Source organism: Streptomyces sparsus (assembly GCF_054776295.1).
Genome location: NZ_BAAHCA010000041.1, coordinates 1 through 16054, shown reverse-complemented (window position 1 = coordinate 16054; position 16054 = coordinate 1). Strand labels below are relative to the sequence as shown.

General features: G+C 71.1%; 20 protein-coding genes. 8 read left to right on the top strand and 12 right to left on the bottom strand.

Annotation, left to right across the window (positions count from 1 at the left end; genetic code table 11):
* Nucleotides 1-207: 207 nt before the first annotated feature.
* The 3 genes from ACYVE9_RS05090 (at nt 208) to ACYVE9_RS05080 (ending at nt 2634) form a co-directional block, all read left to right on the top strand.
* Nucleotides 208-765 (top strand): aspartyl protease family protein, encoded by a 558-nt coding sequence (locus ACYVE9_RS05090; RefSeq protein WP_461026492.1) that lies wholly within the window; start codon nt 208-210, stop codon nt 763-765.
* Between the two features lie 200 nt (nt 766-965).
* Nucleotides 966-1385 carry a PRC-barrel domain-containing protein gene (locus tag ACYVE9_RS05085; RefSeq protein WP_461026491.1) on the top strand — a complete coding sequence of 140 codons (420 nt, stop codon included), beginning with the start codon at nt 966-968 and terminating at the stop codon, nt 1383-1385.
* Nucleotides 1386-1494: 109 nt separating this feature from the next.
* Nucleotides 1495-2634 (top strand): site-2 protease family protein, encoded by a 1140-nt coding sequence (locus tag ACYVE9_RS05080; RefSeq protein WP_461026490.1) that lies wholly within the window; start codon nt 1495-1497, stop codon nt 2632-2634.
* Nucleotides 2635-2722: 88 nt separating this feature from the next.
* Here the strand turns inward: ACYVE9_RS05080 and ACYVE9_RS05075 are convergent, their stop codons facing one another.
* The 4 genes from ACYVE9_RS05075 to ACYVE9_RS05060 all read right to left on the bottom strand — a co-directional run bounded on the left by ACYVE9_RS05075 (nt 2723) and on the right by ACYVE9_RS05060 (nt 7042).
* On the bottom strand, nt 2723-3907 hold the full coding sequence (locus ACYVE9_RS05075) for an ABC transporter ATP-binding protein (protein ID WP_461026489.1): 1185 nt from the start codon (nt 3905-3907) through the stop codon (nt 2723-2725).
* A 14-nt stretch (nt 3908-3921) separates the two neighbouring features.
* Nucleotides 3922-4764 carry a carbohydrate ABC transporter permease gene (locus ACYVE9_RS05070; RefSeq protein ID WP_461026488.1) on the bottom strand — a complete coding sequence of 281 codons (843 nt, stop codon included), beginning with the start codon at nt 4762-4764 and terminating at the stop codon, nt 3922-3924.
* The gene (locus tag ACYVE9_RS05065; RefSeq protein WP_461026493.1) at nt 4764-5648 is read right to left on the bottom strand and encodes a carbohydrate ABC transporter permease; all 885 of its coding nucleotides are present in this window, start codon (nt 5646-5648) and stop codon (nt 4764-4766) included. Before ACYVE9_RS05065 ends, ACYVE9_RS05070 begins: the two co-directional genes overlap by 1 nt.
* A 62-nt stretch (nt 5649-5710) precedes the next feature.
* Complete coding sequence (locus tag ACYVE9_RS05060; RefSeq protein ID WP_461026487.1) at nt 5711-7042, bottom strand: ABC transporter substrate-binding protein; 1332 nt, start codon at nt 7040-7042, stop codon at nt 5711-5713.
* A 369-nt stretch (nt 7043-7411) separates the two neighbouring features.
* On the opposite strand from ACYVE9_RS05060, the gene ACYVE9_RS05055 reads away from it, so the two are divergent.
* The 3 genes from ACYVE9_RS05055 to ACYVE9_RS05045 are packed head-to-tail and all read left to right on the top strand — an operon-like array spanning nt 7412 to nt 9848.
* A complete protein-coding gene (locus ACYVE9_RS05055; protein ID WP_461026486.1) occupies nt 7412-7870 on the top strand; it encodes a GntR family transcriptional regulator in 459 nt (152 codons plus the stop codon).
* The gene (locus ACYVE9_RS05050; RefSeq protein ID WP_461026485.1) at nt 7867-8817 is read left to right on the top strand and encodes an ABC transporter ATP-binding protein; all 951 of its coding nucleotides are present in this window, start codon (nt 7867-7869) and stop codon (nt 8815-8817) included. Before ACYVE9_RS05055 ends, ACYVE9_RS05050 begins: the two co-directional genes overlap by 4 nt.
* Complete coding sequence (locus tag ACYVE9_RS05045) at nt 8814-9848, top strand: ABC-2 transporter permease (protein ID WP_461026484.1); 1035 nt, start codon at nt 8814-8816, stop codon at nt 9846-9848. The genes ACYVE9_RS05050 and ACYVE9_RS05045 overlap by 4 nt, the downstream gene beginning before the upstream one ends.
* Before the next feature lie 63 nt (nt 9849-9911).
* On the opposite strand, the gene ACYVE9_RS05040 is transcribed toward ACYVE9_RS05045, so the two are convergent.
* The 7 genes from ACYVE9_RS05040 to ACYVE9_RS05010 all read right to left on the bottom strand — a co-directional run bounded on the left by ACYVE9_RS05040 (nt 9912) and on the right by ACYVE9_RS05010 (nt 14438).
* The gene (locus tag ACYVE9_RS05040) at nt 9912-10292 is read right to left on the bottom strand and encodes an SH3 domain-containing protein (RefSeq protein ID WP_461026483.1); all 381 of its coding nucleotides are present in this window, start codon (nt 10290-10292) and stop codon (nt 9912-9914) included.
* A 315-nt stretch (nt 10293-10607) separates the two neighbouring features.
* Complete coding sequence (locus ACYVE9_RS05035) at nt 10608-10874, bottom strand: DUF4235 domain-containing protein (RefSeq protein WP_461026482.1); 267 nt, start codon at nt 10872-10874, stop codon at nt 10608-10610.
* Nucleotides 10871-11293 carry a DUF3618 domain-containing protein gene (locus tag ACYVE9_RS05030; RefSeq protein ID WP_461026481.1) on the bottom strand — a complete coding sequence of 141 codons (423 nt, stop codon included), beginning with the start codon at nt 11291-11293 and terminating at the stop codon, nt 10871-10873. The genes ACYVE9_RS05035 and ACYVE9_RS05030 overlap by 4 nt, the downstream gene beginning before the upstream one ends.
* Nucleotides 11290-11736, bottom strand: coding sequence for a phage holin family protein (locus ACYVE9_RS05025; protein ID WP_461026480.1), 447 nt, complete (start codon nt 11734-11736; stop codon nt 11290-11292). The genes ACYVE9_RS05030 and ACYVE9_RS05025 overlap by 4 nt, the downstream gene beginning before the upstream one ends.
* 104 nt (nt 11737-11840) lie before the next feature.
* Nucleotides 11841-12374 carry a GNAT family N-acetyltransferase gene (locus tag ACYVE9_RS05020; protein WP_461026479.1) on the bottom strand — a complete coding sequence of 178 codons (534 nt, stop codon included), beginning with the start codon at nt 12372-12374 and terminating at the stop codon, nt 11841-11843.
* 127 nt (nt 12375-12501) lie between these two features.
* Nucleotides 12502-13743, bottom strand: a complete 1242-nt coding sequence (locus tag ACYVE9_RS05015) for a cytochrome P450 (RefSeq protein ID WP_461026478.1) — start codon at nt 13741-13743, stop codon at nt 12502-12504.
* A gap of 125 nt (nt 13744-13868) precedes the next feature.
* The gene (locus ACYVE9_RS05010) at nt 13869-14438 is read right to left on the bottom strand and encodes a GNAT family N-acetyltransferase (protein WP_461026477.1); all 570 of its coding nucleotides are present in this window, start codon (nt 14436-14438) and stop codon (nt 13869-13871) included.
* A gap of 99 nt (nt 14439-14537) precedes the next feature.
* On the opposite strand from ACYVE9_RS05010, the gene ACYVE9_RS05005 reads away from it, so the two are divergent.
* Nucleotides 14538-14825 (top strand): hypothetical protein, encoded by a 288-nt coding sequence (locus tag ACYVE9_RS05005; protein WP_461026476.1) that lies wholly within the window; start codon nt 14538-14540, stop codon nt 14823-14825.
* Between the two features lie 65 nt (nt 14826-14890).
* On the opposite strand, the gene ACYVE9_RS05000 is transcribed toward ACYVE9_RS05005, so the two are convergent.
* On the bottom strand, nt 14891-15259 hold the full coding sequence (locus ACYVE9_RS05000) for a YybH family protein (protein WP_461026475.1): 369 nt from the start codon (nt 15257-15259) through the stop codon (nt 14891-14893).
* A gap of 102 nt (nt 15260-15361) precedes the next feature.
* On the opposite strand from ACYVE9_RS05000, the gene ACYVE9_RS04995 reads away from it, so the two are divergent.
* Nucleotides 15362-16054: LysR family transcriptional regulator (locus ACYVE9_RS04995; RefSeq protein ID WP_461026474.1), on the top strand; the 693-nt coding region annotated here is incomplete at its 3' end.

The following is a 16054-nucleotide window of genomic DNA, read 5'->3' as shown; positions in this document are numbered from 1 at the left end:
AAGCTGTGTGGTGTGGTGGCCTCCCTCCGCCACCGGCTGGACCACCGCGCCCCCTCCGACCCGGACGACCTCACCGGCCGGTGCGGGGGACACACGCCCACGGCTCCGGGCCAGTGGACGCGCCCGGGCGGAGGCTGCCCAGGGGGCCGCACCGTGGGCCGGAGCCCGGGTCGTTTAACGGTGTACCGGACGGGCTACCCGGGCGGCATGACAATCCAGGGCAGCTCAGCGTCCGGTGCCAGGCGGCGGTGGACGAGCCGGCTCGCTGCGGCGCCGGTCGTCGCGCTGCTGCTGACCGGGTGCGTCGTCGCCGAGGAACGCGACGACTCCGGTTCGACGCGGACCTCGTCGCCGGGTGAGGCGCGCGAAGTGCCGCTCCGGGTGGTGGAGCGGGACGATCGGACGCTGGCGTTCGTCCCGGTGAGCATCGAGGGCGAGGGATCGTTCCTGTTCGCGCTCGACACCGGTGCCTCCACGAGCGTCGTCCACGAGGACGTCGCCGACGAGCTCGGTCTGGAGCTCACCGGTGAGCGCCGCCCGGTGAGCGGTGTCATCGCCAGTGGGGAGGTCCCCGTCGCCGACGTGGGGGAGTGGAAGGTCGGTGACGTGAGCCTGGAACCCGGTGAGGTCACGGTCATCGACCTCGGTCCTCCGGAAGGGAGCGGCGGCGGGATCCAGGGGCTGCTCGGCTCGGACGTGCTCAGCGAGTTCGGCTCGATCACCGTCGACTACGACGAGGGCGTGCTCAGGCTTCCCGCGTCCTGACCGGCGCACCTTCTACGCAACGCCCCGCGGGGGACCGCTGCGACCGACGGCCCCGCCCGTGGCCCGCGCCCGCCACGGTTCCGGCTATCCGCAGGGTGGCGGCGGGCATGGGACGGCGGGTCTCGGGAACCGGGACGGGGCAGGCGGCCGGGCGAGGGCGCCCGGCCGTGCGATCACGCACAGCATCCGAAGGAGACTTCATGACGTCCGGCGACATTCCCACTCTGACAAGGCTCTCCGAGTCGAAGCACCAGATCGCCCTGGACGAGGAGGACATCCAGGGCCGGAAGGTGTTCGACCGTTCCGACAACGAACTCGGCAAGGTGGGCGACCTGATCATCGACGAGGCGGAGAGCAAGGTCCGCTTCCTCGTCCTCGAGCACGGCGGCTTTCTCGGCATCGGTGAGAAGGAGGCCTACATCCCGGTCGACGCGGTGGCCGGTCTGGACGAGGGCCACGTCCGCATCGACCGCACCCGGGACCAGGTGGCCGACGCGCCCGTGTACGACCCGGAGCTCACCGAGCAGAGCGAGTACTACGACCGCCTCTACACCCACTACGGCTACGTCCCGTTCTGGGGGCCCGGTTACGTGTACCCGCGGTACCCGTACTTTCCGTGAGTGGTCGAGCGGCCACACCCCCCGGGCGGCGCCGCCCGCCCGGCCGGTCCGCGACGGGTGAGGGCGTGGCTGCGTGGAACCCGGCAGGCGGGATGGAGGTGGATTCGCTGTGAAGGCAACGTTCTCGCTCGGGCGGGTGGCCGGTATCCGGATCGGGGTGCACTGGAGCGTCCTGGCCATCATCGCCGTGCTCGCCCTCGGACTCGCGGGCCGGTTCCCGGCCGCCTACCCGGACCGTCCGCCCTGGCAGTACTGGGTCACCGGGCTGACGGCGGCTGTCGTCTTCATGCTGTCGCTGCTGTGCCACGAGATCAGCCACGCCCTCGTGGCACGGCGCAACGGCGTCCAGGTCGACGACATCACGCTGTGGCTGCTCGGCGGCATGGCCCGGTTGAAGAGCGAGGCCCCGACGCCGGCGGCCGAGGTCCGCATCGCCGGGGTCGGCCCGCTGGTGAGCCTGCTGCTCGGTGTGCTGTTCGGTGTCCTGGCCGGGCTGTTCGGCGCGCTGTACGGGGCCGGGCTGGTCGTCGAGGCACTGGCGTGGCTGGCGGGCATCAACGTGCTGCTGGCCGTCTTCAACGCCCTGCCCGCCGCGCCCCTGGACGGTGGACGGCTCCTCCGTGCGCTGGTGTGGCGCAGCACCGGTGACTCGCTGCGCGCCACCGCCGTGGCGGCGGGCGCAGGCCGGGTGCTGGGCTGGCTGCTGATCGGTGTCGGTCTGTACTTCGTTTTTGCGGGGCCCGCGTTCAGCGGCTTCTGGTTCGTCCTCCTCGGCCTCTTCCTCATCGCCATGGCGACGGCGGAGGGCGGTCAGGCGAAGCTGCGGGAGCTGCTCGGCGGTGTCACGGTGGGCCAGGCCATGGGGCGCGATCCGGTCACCGTGCGCGCCTCGCTGCCGGTGGCCGAGTTCCTCGACCACCCCGAGTTCCGCTACCGGCACTCCGCCTTTCCCGTGGTCGACGAGGAGGGCCGCCCGGTGGGCCTGGTGAGTGCCAAGGCCGCCGCCGGTCTCCCGGCGGAGCAGCGGAACGCCGCCGTGGGCTCGGTGATGGTCCCGATCGAGGACGTTCCCACGCCGCGCCCCGAGGATCCGCTGGTGCGGGTGCTGTCCGAGCTGGGCGGCAGCCCCACCCAGCGTGCCGTGGTGCTCCAGGACGGCCGAGTCGTGGGCATGCTCACGACCTCCGACGTCAGCAGGGTCACCTCCTGGCTGGCGTCCACCGCCCCGGGCCGCACCCCGGCCCCCTGAGCGGCCCCGCGCACCCCGAGCCACTCCGGCCCGCCTGCGCCGGTCCCCGGCGCGGGCGGGCCGGTGGCGTGCCCGGGGGCCCGCGGCCTCACTCGCCCAGGGTCAGGTTCCTCCCGTTCTCCGGATCGAAGAGCATCACCAGGTCGGGGTTGAACCAGACCTCCAGCTCCTGGTTCTCCCGGGCCTCGGTGGTGGCGGAGAGGCGGGTGACGAGCTGTGAGACGCCGCCGGTGGGGACGTCGGAGGACCCGGTGACGTCGGCGAGGTCGGTGAGCTGCTGGGAGCGGGCGCCCTCCCCCTCCAGCACGAAGTGGGCGTACTTCTCGGAGCCGAGCGACTCCAGGACGTCGACGGAACCGGTGAAGGAGGCGCCCTCCTGGCGTTGGTGCTCCTCCACCAGGGTGGCGTCCTCGAAGTGCTCGGGCCGGAAGCCGGCGATGAGGTCGCGGGGGGCTTCGGCCGCTTCGAGACGGCGGCGGACCCGGTCGGTGAGCGGGATCGAGCCGAGCGGTGTGGTCAGGCGGCCGTCCTCCACGGTGACGGGCAGGAAGTTCATCGACGGTGAGCCGATGAAGCCGGCCACGAAGAGGTTGGCCGGCTTGTCGTAGAGCTCCTGCGGAGTGCCGATCTGCTGGACGTGCCCGGCCTGGAGCACCACGATGCGGTCGCCCAGCGTCATGGCCTCGGTCTGGTCGTGGGTGACGTAGACGGTGGTGGTGCCGAGGCGTTTCTGGAGCCGGGAGAGCGCGGTGCGCATCTGGCCGCGGAGCTTGGCGTCCAGGTTGGACAGCGGCTCGTCCATCAGGAACGCCTTGGGGCTGCGCACGATGGCCCGGCCCATGGCGACGCGCTGGCGCTGGCCGCCGGAGAGGTTGGCGGGCTTGCGGTCCAGGTGGTCGACGAGGTCGAGAATGGCGGCGGCCTCCTCCACCCGTTCCCTGACCTTCGGGTCGGGCACCTTCGCGAGCCGCAGCGGGAAGGCGATGTTCTCCCGCACGGTCATGTGCGGGTAGAGCGCGTAGGACTGGAACACCATGGCGATGTCCCGGTCCTTGGGCGCGCGTTCGTTCATGCGGTCGCCGTCGATACGGAGTTCACCGGCGGTGATGTCCTCCAGCCCGGCGACCATGTTGAGGGTGGTGGACTTCCCGCACCCCGAGGGGCCGACGAGGATGAGGAACTCGCCGTCCTCGATGGTCAGGTCGACCTCGGACACCGCGAGGGCGCCGTCCGGGAAGCGCTTGGACACCTTGTCGAGCACGATCTCAGCCATAGCAGAACCCCTTGCTAACCCTTCACGGCGCCGGACGTCAGCCCCGCGACGATGCGGCGCTGGAAGAAGAGCACGAACAGAATGATCGGGACGGTGATCACCACGGCCGCGGCCGAGATCGTGCCGGTCGGATCCTCGAACTGGGAGGAACCGGTGAAGAACGACAGTGCCGCCGGCACGGTCCTGGAGGACTCGGAGGCGGTCAGCGAGATCGCGAACAGGAAGTCGTTCCAGCAGAAGATGAAGACCAGGATCGCCGTGGTGAACACCCCGGGCGCGGCCAGCGGCGCGATGACCCGGCGGAACGCCTGCGCGGGCGTGGCGCCGTCCATCTTGGCGGCCTTCTCGAGCTCCCAGGGGATCTCGCGGAAGAACGCCGAGAGGGTGTAGATGGCCAGCGGGAGCGCGAAGGTGATGTACGGCAGGATCAGTCCGGGCCAGGTGTCGAAGAGGCCCAACTCGCGTTCGATGTTGAACAGCGGGGTGACCAGGGAGATCTGCGGGAACATCGCGATCAGCAGTGACACCCCGACCAGGGCCCGCTTGCCGGGGAACTCCAGCCGGGCGATGGCGTAGGCGGCCATGGTCGCCAGCACCACCGCGATGAAGGTGGAGATCAGCGCGATACCGATGGAGTTGAACAGGGCCCGGAGGAACTCGCTGGTGGCGAAGATGTCCGCGTAGTTGTCGAACGTCCAGGAGCGGGGGATGAAGTTGCCGTCGGTGATCGTCTCCTTCGTCTTGAAGGAGAGCGAGACGATCCACAGCACGGGCATCAGCGCGTAGATGACGACGACGGTGTTGACGAACGCCCACTTCGTCTTCCGCCGGGCGGCCGCCTGGCTCGCGATGGTCATCAGCCCTTCCCTCCCTGGGTGCTGCCGGGGGCCGCCGCGCCGAAGAACTTGACGAACAGGTAGGCGATGATGGCGACCGAGATGAAGATCAGCACGGACATCGTGGAGCCGATACCGAGGTTGAGTCCTCTGATCAGGTTGTTGTAGGTGATCATCGAGACCGATGAGGTGTCGTTGGCGCCCCCGGTCAGCACGAAGATGTTGTCGAAGATCCGGAACGCGTCGAGGGTGCGGAACAGCAGGGCGACGAGGATCGCCGGCTTCATCACCGGCACGGTCACCTTGATGAACCGCTGCCAGCCGCCAGCGCCGTCCATGGCCGCGGCGCGCATCAGGTCGTCGGGGACGAGCGCGAGACCGGCCATGAGCAGCAGCGCCATGAACGGTGTCGTCTTCCACACCTCGGCGAGAATGATGATGGCGATGGAGGCGGCGCGTTCGGTCAGTGGCGCGGAGTCCCCGGCGAAGGCCTCCGCCAGATATCCGGTGTTGGGTGTCCAGGCGTAGAACCAGGAGAACGCGGCGACGACCGTGACGATGCCGTACGGAATCAGCGTCACCGTGCGCACCAGGCCGCGGGCCAGCAACGTCCGGTGCATGATCAGCGCGAGCGCCATGCCGAGTACCAGCTCGATCACGACCGAGACGACGGTGATGACCACCGTGACGCTGAACGCCGTCCACCAGTAGGAGTTGGTGAGCACGACGGCGTAGTTGTCGAGGCCGACGAACTCCTGCTGGTCGGGGAAGCGCAGGTCGTAGCGGTGCAGCGAGAGCCAGATCGAGTAGAGGATCGGCCAGCCGGTGACGGCGACCATCACCAGGGCGGCCGGGGCGCACAGCATCCACGCCAGGCGCCGTTCGGCCTTCCTGCCCTCACTCATCGCCTTGCGGTTGTCCACGGCGGGCTTCGGCTCGGAGCCCTCCGCCTTCGGGGTGGTCGCGGTCACGGGAGGACCCCCTGGGACTTCAGCGCCGCGTCGAGTTCCTCGCGCAGCTCGTCCGCGGTCCGTTCCGGATCGATGGCCGAGGGCGGTGAGAGGATCTTCGCGGTGACGGTGGACAGGTTCTGGTAGGCCGGGGTGAGCGGGCGCACCGCGGCGTCGGCGAGGGCCGCGCGAATGGTCTCCTTCGGCGGGTACTCGGTCGCCATCGTCGGATTGGTCTCGGGGTCGGCCGGCTTGTCCGGGTCGAGCGGGGTCGTGTCGTCGTAGACGCTCTCGATGCTGGGCGGCAGGCCCGAGCGCAGCGCCTGGTACTTCTGGCTCTCCGGTTTGCGCAGGCACAGCGCCGCCTCGAAGGCCTCCGGCTTGTTGGTCGAGTAGGAGCTGACCGCCAGGTTGTAACCGCCGGCGGTGGCACGGCTGGTGTCGCCCTCGTCGACGGTCGGGTAGCGGGCCCACTTGAGGTGCTCCAGCTCGTCCGGCTTCTCCTGGGCGTAGGAGGCGTACACGTAGGGCCAGTTGAACTGGAAGGCGCCGCGCCCGTTCTGGAAGGCGAGCCGGACCTCGTCCTCCTGCTGGTTGGACAGCGACGGGCTGGTGATGCCGGACGTCGAGATGTCCTTGAGGATCTTCAGGGCCTCGACGACACCCTCGTCGACGATCGCCTCCGTGCCGTCCGCGGACAGCAGTTGGCCGCCGGTCGAGGCGACCAGGCTGTTGAAGAACACCACCAGGCCCTCGTACTGGGCGCCGGTGAACAGCACCCGGTGCGGTTTGCCCTCGGCCTTCAGCTCCTTGGCGGTGTCGATCATCTCCTGCCAGGTGGCGGGGGGTTCGGGCGTGATGCGCTCGTCGTACCAGAGCAGCCGGACGTTGGTGTTCTTCGGAGCGCCGTAGACCTTGTCGTTCCAGATCGCCGTCTCCAGCGGGCCCGGCAGCACGTCCTCCACGGCCTGTTCGCGGTTCTCGCCGGTCCACTCCTCGATCCAGCCGGCCTCGGCGAACTCGGGGATCCAGGTGACGTCGAGCCCCAGCACGTCCAGGCCGCTGTCCTCGGCGGCCAGGCGCCGGACCATCTGCTCACGCTGGCCGTCCGCGTCCCGCGGCAGCTGGTGGTAGACGATGCGGTACCTGCCGTCGGCCTCGGCGTTGCACTGGTCGACCACCTGCTGAAGGCTCTCCTCGGGGGAGAGGTAGAGGTTCACCACTGGGGTGCCGCCGCCACCGCCCCCGCAGCCGGCGAGCAGCCCCACTGCCAGTACCGAGGCTCCCGTCGCGGCGGCGAAGCGGCCCGGCGGCCGCCCGGCCCTCACTGGTGCCCACGCTTTCACCATCAGGATCAGGCCTCCTTGCCTGCGCCGCCCTTCCCTGGAGCGGCCTCACCAACCGGTGTGTGCGGCAGATGCGCAGCACGTTGATGCTCGTTCTGCCACGCGTCAAGCGATGTACACCCGTCCGTGGCGACGGGTTGTCACTTTTCGGCCGCAGCCGGTTCCCACGGCCCGGCCCCGGCCTCCGTCGGCGTCACGGACGGAGGACCACGGTGATCGGTGGAGCCCGGAGCTTCGGAAAACCATTTCCCAGTGTCCTGCGGCCGACCCCTTTCCGCGCCCGGGACGGGGCCGGTCGGGGGCGTTGACAGCACACGCCTCCGCACTCCATAGTCATTCCACTAATCAACTAGTGAAAGGGTGTGCAGGGGGTTGGAGTTCCGCATCGATCGGCGTGGCGGCGTGGCCGCCTACCAGCAGATCGTTCAGCAGACCAAGCAGGCGCTGCGGCTGGGCGTGCTGCTGCCGGGGGACCGGTTGCCGACGGCGAAGGAGGTCGCGGAGACCTGCGCGGTCAACCCCAACACCACGCTCAAGGCCTACCGCGAGCTGGAACGGGAGGGCCTGGTCGAACCCCGCCCCGGCCTCGGCACGTTCGTGCGGCGGTCGCTGGCCCGGCCGCAGGCGGGCGCCGACTCACCGCTGCGCGGGGAGCTGGAGGCGTGGATGACACGGGCGCGCGACGCGGGCCTGGAACGGGAGGACGTGACGGCGCTCGTCGCCTCCGTCCTGGAGGAACGGTACGCCGGGACCACAGCCACCGAGACGACCGGGCAGACCCGGCCGACGACCGGGCGCACGGGCGCCCGGGACACGAGGAGCACAGGATGAGCGAGGGCATGGGCTACGGGGAGGGCGGCGAACCCGCCATGGAGGCCCGAGGGCTGGGCAGGAAGTACCGACGCGGCTGGGCGCTGCGGGACTGCTCGTTCCGGCTGCCGGCGGGACGCATCTGCGGCCTGGTCGGACCGAACGGCGCGGGCAAGACGACACTGCTCGCGGCGGCGGCGAACCTGCTGCAACCCACCGAGGGAAGCCTGCGGGTCTTCGGCGCCGCGCCACCGTCCGCCGAGGCGAACCGGCGCACCGCGTTCCTCGCCCAGGACAAGCCGCTGTTCCGCCGCTTCACGGTGGCCGAGACCCTGCGGATGGGACGTGAGTTGAACAGCACGTGGCACCAGGCGGCGGCCGAGGACATCGTGCGGGCCGGCGACATCCCGATGGACGCGCGCATCGGCACCCTGTCCGGTGGCCAGCGCACCCGGGTCGCGTTCGCCCTGGCCTTCGGTAAGCGTCCCGACCTCCTGCTGCTCGACGAACCGATGTCGGACCTCGACCCGCTGGTGCGCCACGAGTTGATGGGGCTGCTCATGGCCGAGGCGGCGGAACACGGCACCACCGTGCTGATGTCCTCGCACATGCTCACCGAACTGGAGAACGTCTGCGACTACCTGCTGGTGCTCGCGTCGGGCGGGTTGCGGCTCGCCGGTGACGTCGACGAACTCCTCACCGCACACGCGCTCGTCACCGGCGCCCGGGCCGACGAGCACGTCAACGTCTCCTTCGGCGCGCACACCGTGGTCGAGTCCCGCACCAGCGGACGTCAGGTCACGGCGCTGCTGCGGCCCGACGGGCCGATCGCCCCCTTCTGGCAGACGGACACCCCCACCCTGGAGGAGCTGCTGCTCGCGTATCTGCGCTCTCCCGGTGCCCCGCCGCTGCTCAGCCCGAGTGCGCAGGTCAGCGGCTCGGTCGACTCCGAGGCAGTCGCCGCATGAGCGCGCCGGCGAACACCGCGACCCCCACCCGTTCCCAGCGCTCCGGCCGTCCCGGCAGCGCCGACGGCAGGCTGCCGCGACTGCGCGGCCTGTACTGGCTGGTCTGGCGGCAGCACCGCTCCGCCTTCTGGACGCTGCTGGGCGCCACCGCGCTCGCCCTCGCCTACGTCGTCTTCCGCCGGGCGGAGATGACGGACTACCTCAACGGCTTCGACTGGCCCGACCCGTCCCCGTCGGACGACTGGCAGACCGGTTTCGCGCCGTACGTCTCGCACATGCAGCTCGTCGCCTTCGCCCTCGGCTGCCTGCCGGTCCTGCTCGGAGTCTTCCTGGGCGCCCCCATGTTCGCCCAGGACCTGGAGAACGGCACCGCCAAACTCGTCACCTCGCAGGCGGTGGGCAGGGTCCGCTGGCTCGTCACGAAACTGGGCATCACGATGCTGGTCGTGGTGGTGTCGACGGTCGCGCTGTCCACGGCGTTCGGCTGGTGGTGGCAGCCGATCAGCGGCCGGAACAGCTCCATGACGTGGTCCTCGGGCGCGGTGTTCGACACCACCGGACCGGTGCCTGTGGCCCTGGCCCTGTTCACCGTCGCCGGCGGGGCGGCGATCGGCATGCTGCTGCGGCGCACCCTGCCAGCGATGGTGGTCACCTTCGGCTTCGCAGTCGTCACGCAGCTGATCTGGACGCGCGTGCGGCTGGAGCTCGGCGACGTGGTGCGGGCGACCACCACGAACGGCGTCCGGGCGGACGACTCCTGGCCGGCTCTGCCCGCGGGCGCCGAAGAACTCGACCAGTCCTACATCACGGACAGTGGTGAACTGCTCGGCTGGTCCACCTGCGCGCACGAACCCTCGGAGCAGGCGGTGGCAGCATGTCTGGACGAGGCGGGCGTCGTCGGCTGGGCGGTCGACTACCTGCCCGTCTCACAGATGCCGTCCATGCAGTGGCTGGGGTCGGGCATCCTGTTCGCCCTGACGGCCGCCGTGGTGGTCTTCCTCTGCCTCTGGGGCCGCAAGCGCGTCGTCTGACCCCCGAAGCCGACCCCTCGGTGAGGGGGCCGGCTTCGGGGCCGTGCTCCCGCCGTCAACCGATCAGCACCGCGAAACGTAGTTCTGGATGCGGCCCGTGGAGAGGTAGTAGTCGCTGACGTAGGTGCGGGCGATCGGGTTGTAGAGGCCGGCCCAGATGTTGTAGCCGTTCACCGAGGTCCCGTACGTCCAGCAGTCGACCTCGACCTTGGTGCCGTTGCCGAGGGTGAACCTGACGGAGTAGCTGGTGCCCGGGCCGGTGCGTGCCTTCAGGCCGCTGGGCGCGTTCTTCACGTACGCGCACCACGCCCTCGGGTCGCTGCCCGAGTGGCCGCAGCGGAACGCGTCGGCGTTGGCGGACGGCGCGAACACCATGCCGGCGGCCAGCATGCCGGCGACGGCGCCGAACAGGGTGGTGTTGCGGAGACGGCGGCGATTTCGCATGTTCCCTCACATGGGTTCACGGAGTTCGTACGGTGGTTCCGGCGGCTTGGTCGGTGCGGTGCCGCCGGTGCGGTGCCGGTACTCGCGGGATCACCGTACGGGCCAAAACCCCTGTGGCCCTTGCCTGTTCGCGCCATCAGATTGACGCCCGGCGCCAGGGGGGCGAGGACGGTCGGCCGCCGACCGAGCGGTGAGGCGTGCGCCGCCGCCGGGCTCGCCGCGGCTGCGGGGCGCCGGCTCCGAAACAGCCGTCGGGCCCGCACCCGGGTGCCGAAGCAGCTCAGGTGCGGGCCCGTACGTGGTGGCCCGGGCGGTTCAGCCCGGCCAGGACCCCGTCAGCTTGCGGACGCCCGCGGCACCGCCGCGGTCGACCGCCGCCTTCACCAGGGCGAAGATCGCGCCCTGCAGTGCGGCAGCGGGCAGCACCTCGCGCCAGCTGCGGTGCTCGTCCATCGGCTGCGGAACCTCTTCGTCGTGACCGGTGGCCTTCCACACCTTGCGGAAGGCCGCGCTGGCCAGCGCACCGCCGGCCATACCGATCGCGATGCCCACCGGGCGGTAGAGCAGCTTCGACACGGTCACCACCTGCCCTTGTGGTTGTTGCGGCGGCGCAGCAGCACCATGGCCACCAGCACCACGGCACCGACGGCCAGCAGCGGGCCCGGGTGGCGGCGCCCGGCCTCAGCCGCGCGCGCCGCGGACTCCCGCAGCTGCTCCGGTGTGCGCTCCTGCACGGCCTGGGCGGCCTGCCCGGCCTTGTCCTGCACGGTGTGCGCGGCGTGGCTGGCCTTCTCCTGCGCCTGGGAGCGCACCTCGGCCACCTTCTCCTGCGCCTGCGAGCGCACCTCGGCCACCTTCTGGTGCGCCTGTCCCTTCACGTCTGCTTTCGCCGCCAGCTCCTCCACGGTGTCCCCGAGCTGCTCGCGGGTCTCCTCGACCTGCTTGCGCAGCTCCTCGGGGCTGCTGGCGTCGGGGCCGCCGGCCCCGGGAGTGCTCGTCATCGACGTACCCTTCCCTTGATCTCCTCGACGTCGGCCTTCGTGCTGCTCATCGCCTGCTCAGGCGTGGGCGGCGTGGCCTGGCTGACCTGCTTCTTCCCCACGAGCGCCATCACACCCGTGATCACCAGCAGCACACCCGCGACGATCAGCGCGGCGCCCCAGACCGGCATGGCCAGGGAGAGGGCCGCGATCGCGGCGACCACGATGACCTGCAACGCGAGAAAACCGAAGACTCCGGCACCACCGAACAGGCCGCCGCCGAGACCGGCCTTCTTGCCCTTCTCTCTCAGCTCTGCCTGCGCCAGCCGCATCTCGCTGCGGACCAGCTCCGAGAGCTGCGCGGACGCTTCCTTGACCAGCTCACCGGCCGACGACTCGGATGTGCCGGTCGTGCCGGCGGTGCCGGTCGTGCCTGACGTGCGGTGGTCCACAGGACCGCTCACTGCGCTCACCTCTCTTCGTACCGTGAGAAGTCCAGGTACCCGCTGAGAGACGACTAATCATGCAGCGAGCACGCACCGCGTCGGGTCCGGGCGGGCCCGTCGCCTCAGCGCAACGCCAGGCGCCACTCGCCGGAGCGCATGAGCGTGCCCGGCGGGTACTCGAACTCCACGGTGCCGAGCCGGGTGAAGCCGAGCTTGCGGCAGACGCCGTTGGAACCCCGGTTGTCGACCGACGGGAAGGCGTGCAGGTACGGGTGCCGTTCCTCGGCACGGACGGCGACGACCAGTGCGGCCAGGGCCGCGGCGGCGATGCCGCGTCGCTGGTACGGAGGGAGTACGCCCCAACCGGCCTCGTACACCGTCTCGCCGCGCCACTCGCGTTCCCAGTAACCGATCAGGCCGACCGGTGCCGCGTCCGGAAGCAGGACGACGCGGAACATGCGGCCGTCGCCAGTACCGGGCAGTTCCAGATAGCGGCGGTGGCGGCCGGGCAGGGCGGCCTCCGGTTCCGGACCGCCGAGGTGCTCGGTCATCTCGGGGCTGTTGTGCAGCCGGAGCAGGGGGAGGTCGTCGGCGGAGTAGGGCTCGATGCGTACCCGTGGGCCGGCCCGGTCGGCGTCCGTGAGGTGGGGCGTCACTCGCGTTCCTGTTCGCTCGGCGGCGGCCGGTACCGGCCGCCCGTCGTCACGATCACAGCACGCCGCTCGGACATGTCCGGCCGGCCCGGAAGGCCCCTGCCCGGCAGCCCGGCCCCGGACGCCGGACTCAGCAGCGGAAAGGCAGGGACGCGACCCGGTTGTCGAAGCTCGACGGGATCAGCCGCGGTTCGCCCACCGAGCGGAGCCGGGGCAGCCGGGTCAGCAGCTCGCGCAGCAGGGTGCGCATCTCCTGCCGGGCCAGGTGGGTGCCCAGACAGAAGTGCGGGCCGCCGCCGCCGAAGCCCACGTGCGGGTTGGGCGAGCGGGTGATGTCGAAGGCGTGCGGGTCCGGGAAGACGGAGGCGTCCCGGTTGGCGGCCGCGAAGTAGAGCGACACCTTGTCGCCGGCGGTGAACCGGCGTCCGCCCAGCTCGTGGTCGCACGCCAGGGTCCGCCGGAACTGGATGATCGGGGTGCTGTGGCGCACGATCTCCTCGACGGCGCCGTTCAGGTGGGCGTCCAGGTCCGACATCAGCAGTTCCCGCTGCTCGGGGTGGGTGCTGAGCAGGTGCAGGCCGTGGGCGAGCGCGTTGCGTGTCGTCTCGACGCCGGCGACCAGCAGCAGCGAGAAGAACGAGCCCAGCTGCCGGGAGGTGAGCCGCTGACCGTCCACGTCCGCGGTCACGAGAGCCGAGATCAGGTCCTCCCGCGGCGCCCGCCGCCGCTCCCGGCCGATGCCCGCGATGACGACGTGCATGCGGGCGAGGGCGCGCAGCCCGCGGCCGGGCACCCGGACCCGGCTGCGCAGGGAGCGGTGCACGCCGGTGTCCGCGGACGCCCGGTCGATCAGGCCCAGGATCTGGGCGCGCTGCCGGTCCGGGATGCCCATCATCGAGCAGATCACCTCGTACGGGAGGCGTCCGGCGACGGCCGCCACGAAGTCCCCGGACCCCAGCCGGGCGGCGTCGTCCGTGATCCGGGCGGCGGTGTCGCGGATGTCCTGCTCCAGGCGGTCGATCAGCCGCGGGGTGAACGCCCGGGAGACGACCCGTCGCAGCCGGGCGTGCTCGGGGTCGTCGAGGTTCACCATCGAGTCACCGAAGAGGGTCCGCACCCAGCGGGCGGGCTCGGGGGTGGTCACGCCCGGCCCGGACAGGAACACCTGCGGTGTTCTGGCCGCCTTCACCACGTCCGCGTGCCGGACGAGTGCGTAGTGGCCGGGGCCGTGGACGGCCGGCACCAGGACGGGCGCGTCCGCGCGGCGCAGGGCGTCGAAGACCCGCTCGCGTTCGGCGGCGGGGCGCCGCCAGAAGTCCGGGTGGGCCAGGCCGTGGGGCGCCGACGAGGGACTGTGCGTCGCTAGGGACATGATCACTTTCCGTCAGTCGACCGATGGTGGTCACATTGACGAGGAAAAGGGACATACAAGTCAAGATCCGACACAGTCGGCGCCCGGTGGCGGCGGAAGCGGGCGGTGAGGTTCACCCGCACTGCTCAGAGCGGTGCGGCGCCGCGCTCGACCGGCAGCTCGTAGACGATCTCCAGCCCGTCCTCCTCGTCCCACTGCTCGCCGACCCGGACGAACCCGAAGCGGCCGAGGGTGGCCAGCGAGCCGGTGTTGTCGGGGCTGACGGACGCGCGCACGGTCCGGACGCGGGGCTCCGCCGCGGCCCGGCGCAGCAGCTCCGCCAGCATCCCGGTGGCGTGCCCGCGCCGCCGGTGCTCCGGTACGACCGAGTAGCCGACCTCGACCATGCCCGCCTCGTCCGGTGGCCCGTGGAAGCCGGCGTGCCCCACCACGTGGCCCTCTGGCGGGCAGACGGCGACGCGGGCGATCCAGCGGGCGCTCTCCGGATCCGCCGCCAGCTGGTCCAGTCGCAGGCGCCAGAGCCACCGGGCGCGCTCGGTCGTGAAGTAGTCGGTCAGCGGCACGCCGGACAGGGCACGGGCCCGGTCGAGGTCGCCGTCGAGCAGTGCGCCCATGGTGGCGGCCGTCAGCTTGACGAAGCGCAGCCGGGCAGGGGAGGAGGTCCGCGTCGGGACCGGGTTCCGGGGGTCTGTCACAGCGGGAAGCATCAACCGGCCCGACCCGGGTGTCCACCGCTTTTCACCGGGCCGGTGATCCGGGGGTTTCACACGCTCACAAGAGGCAAGAAGCCTGTCATGTCCACACGGTATGGGTACGGAGGGGCGGCGAGGGCCATCGCCCTCATTGCTGACGTCGCGGCCCTCATCATCGGCCTCTGGATCCTGATGTACCTGCTCGACGCCAACCGCGGGAACGAGGTGGTGAGCTTCCTCCGAGAGGCCACCCAGTGGCTCGCCGGATGGTCCTACGACCTGTTCACCTTCGACAAGGAGTGGATGCAGGTCGTCTTCGGTTACGGACTGGCAGCGGTGGTCTACCTGGCCGTCGGCCACCTCTTCGCTTCCCGCATGCGCCGCGTCTGACCGCACCCCCGGACCCGCACGCCCGACGCCTCACCAGAGGCCCGGGCCGGATCCTGCCGGGCCGGTCAGGTGTCCGCGGGCGTCTCGGGACGGTCGATGACCCGCAGCCAGCTCCCGTCCGGCTGACGACGGGCCACCTGGACCCGGCCGCCGGTGCTGTCGGCGTCGCGGGTGGAGGTGAGAGCCAGGTCGCCGTAGTACACCGTGGGCAGCGGCTCCTCCACGGCGAAGGGCAGCGCCGCGTGTTCGAGCATGCGGGCGCACACCGCGCGGATCGCGTCCCGGCCGACGGTGGTGGAGCCCGGCGGAAAGGCCAGTACGGCGTCGGGCGCGTACAGCTCGGCCAGTCCGTCGGCGTCCCGGGCGTTGGCCCGTTCCACGAACAGCCTGGCCAGGTCCTCTGGGGTGGCGGCCGACTCACGGGTCGGGTGCATCAGTGTCTCCTCGGGCTCGGGCATCGGGTCTCGCAACCACCCTGCGACGCCCCTCCCCATAAGTCCAAGAGCTGATCACGCTGGCCACTAGCATCGTTGCTTATGGAACTCCACCAGTTGCGGTACTTCGTCGCGGTGGCCGAGGAGCGCAGCTTCACCCGGGCCGCGGAGAGGCTGCACGTGGCGCAGCCCGGCGTCAGCGCGCAGATCCGCCGGCTGGAGCGTGAACTCGGTCAGGAGCTGCTGGACCGCTCCGGGCGTGCGGTGCGCACCACGGCCGTGGGCGCGGCCGTGCTGCCCCACGCACGCGCCGCGCTCGACGCGGTGCGTGGTGTCCGGCTCGCCGTCGAGGAGCTCACCGGCCTGCTGCGCGGACGGGTCGCGCTCGGCACGGTCACCTCGCACCCCGTGGACCTGCCCGGCCTGCTGGCGGCGTTCCACCGGGACCACCCCGGTGTGGAGATCACCCTCGGCGAGGCGGACAGCGACCGGTTGGTCGACGAGTTGCGCACCGGACGGCTCGACGCGGCGATCGTCAGCGTGGGGGAGGTGATCCCGGAGGGGCTGGCCGCCCACGTGGTGGACGAGCAGCGGATCGTGGCAGCGGTGAGCCACGAGCACGAGCTCGCCGGCCACCGGGGGAACACCCCGCTCGCCGAGCTGCGCGACCGTCCGCTGATCAGCCTGCCGCGCGGCACGGGTCTGCGGGCGCGACTCGAGGAGGGGTGCGCGGTCGCCGGCTTCACGCCCCGGGTGGCGTTCGAGGCCGGCGACCCGGAGACGGTGGCCCGGTTC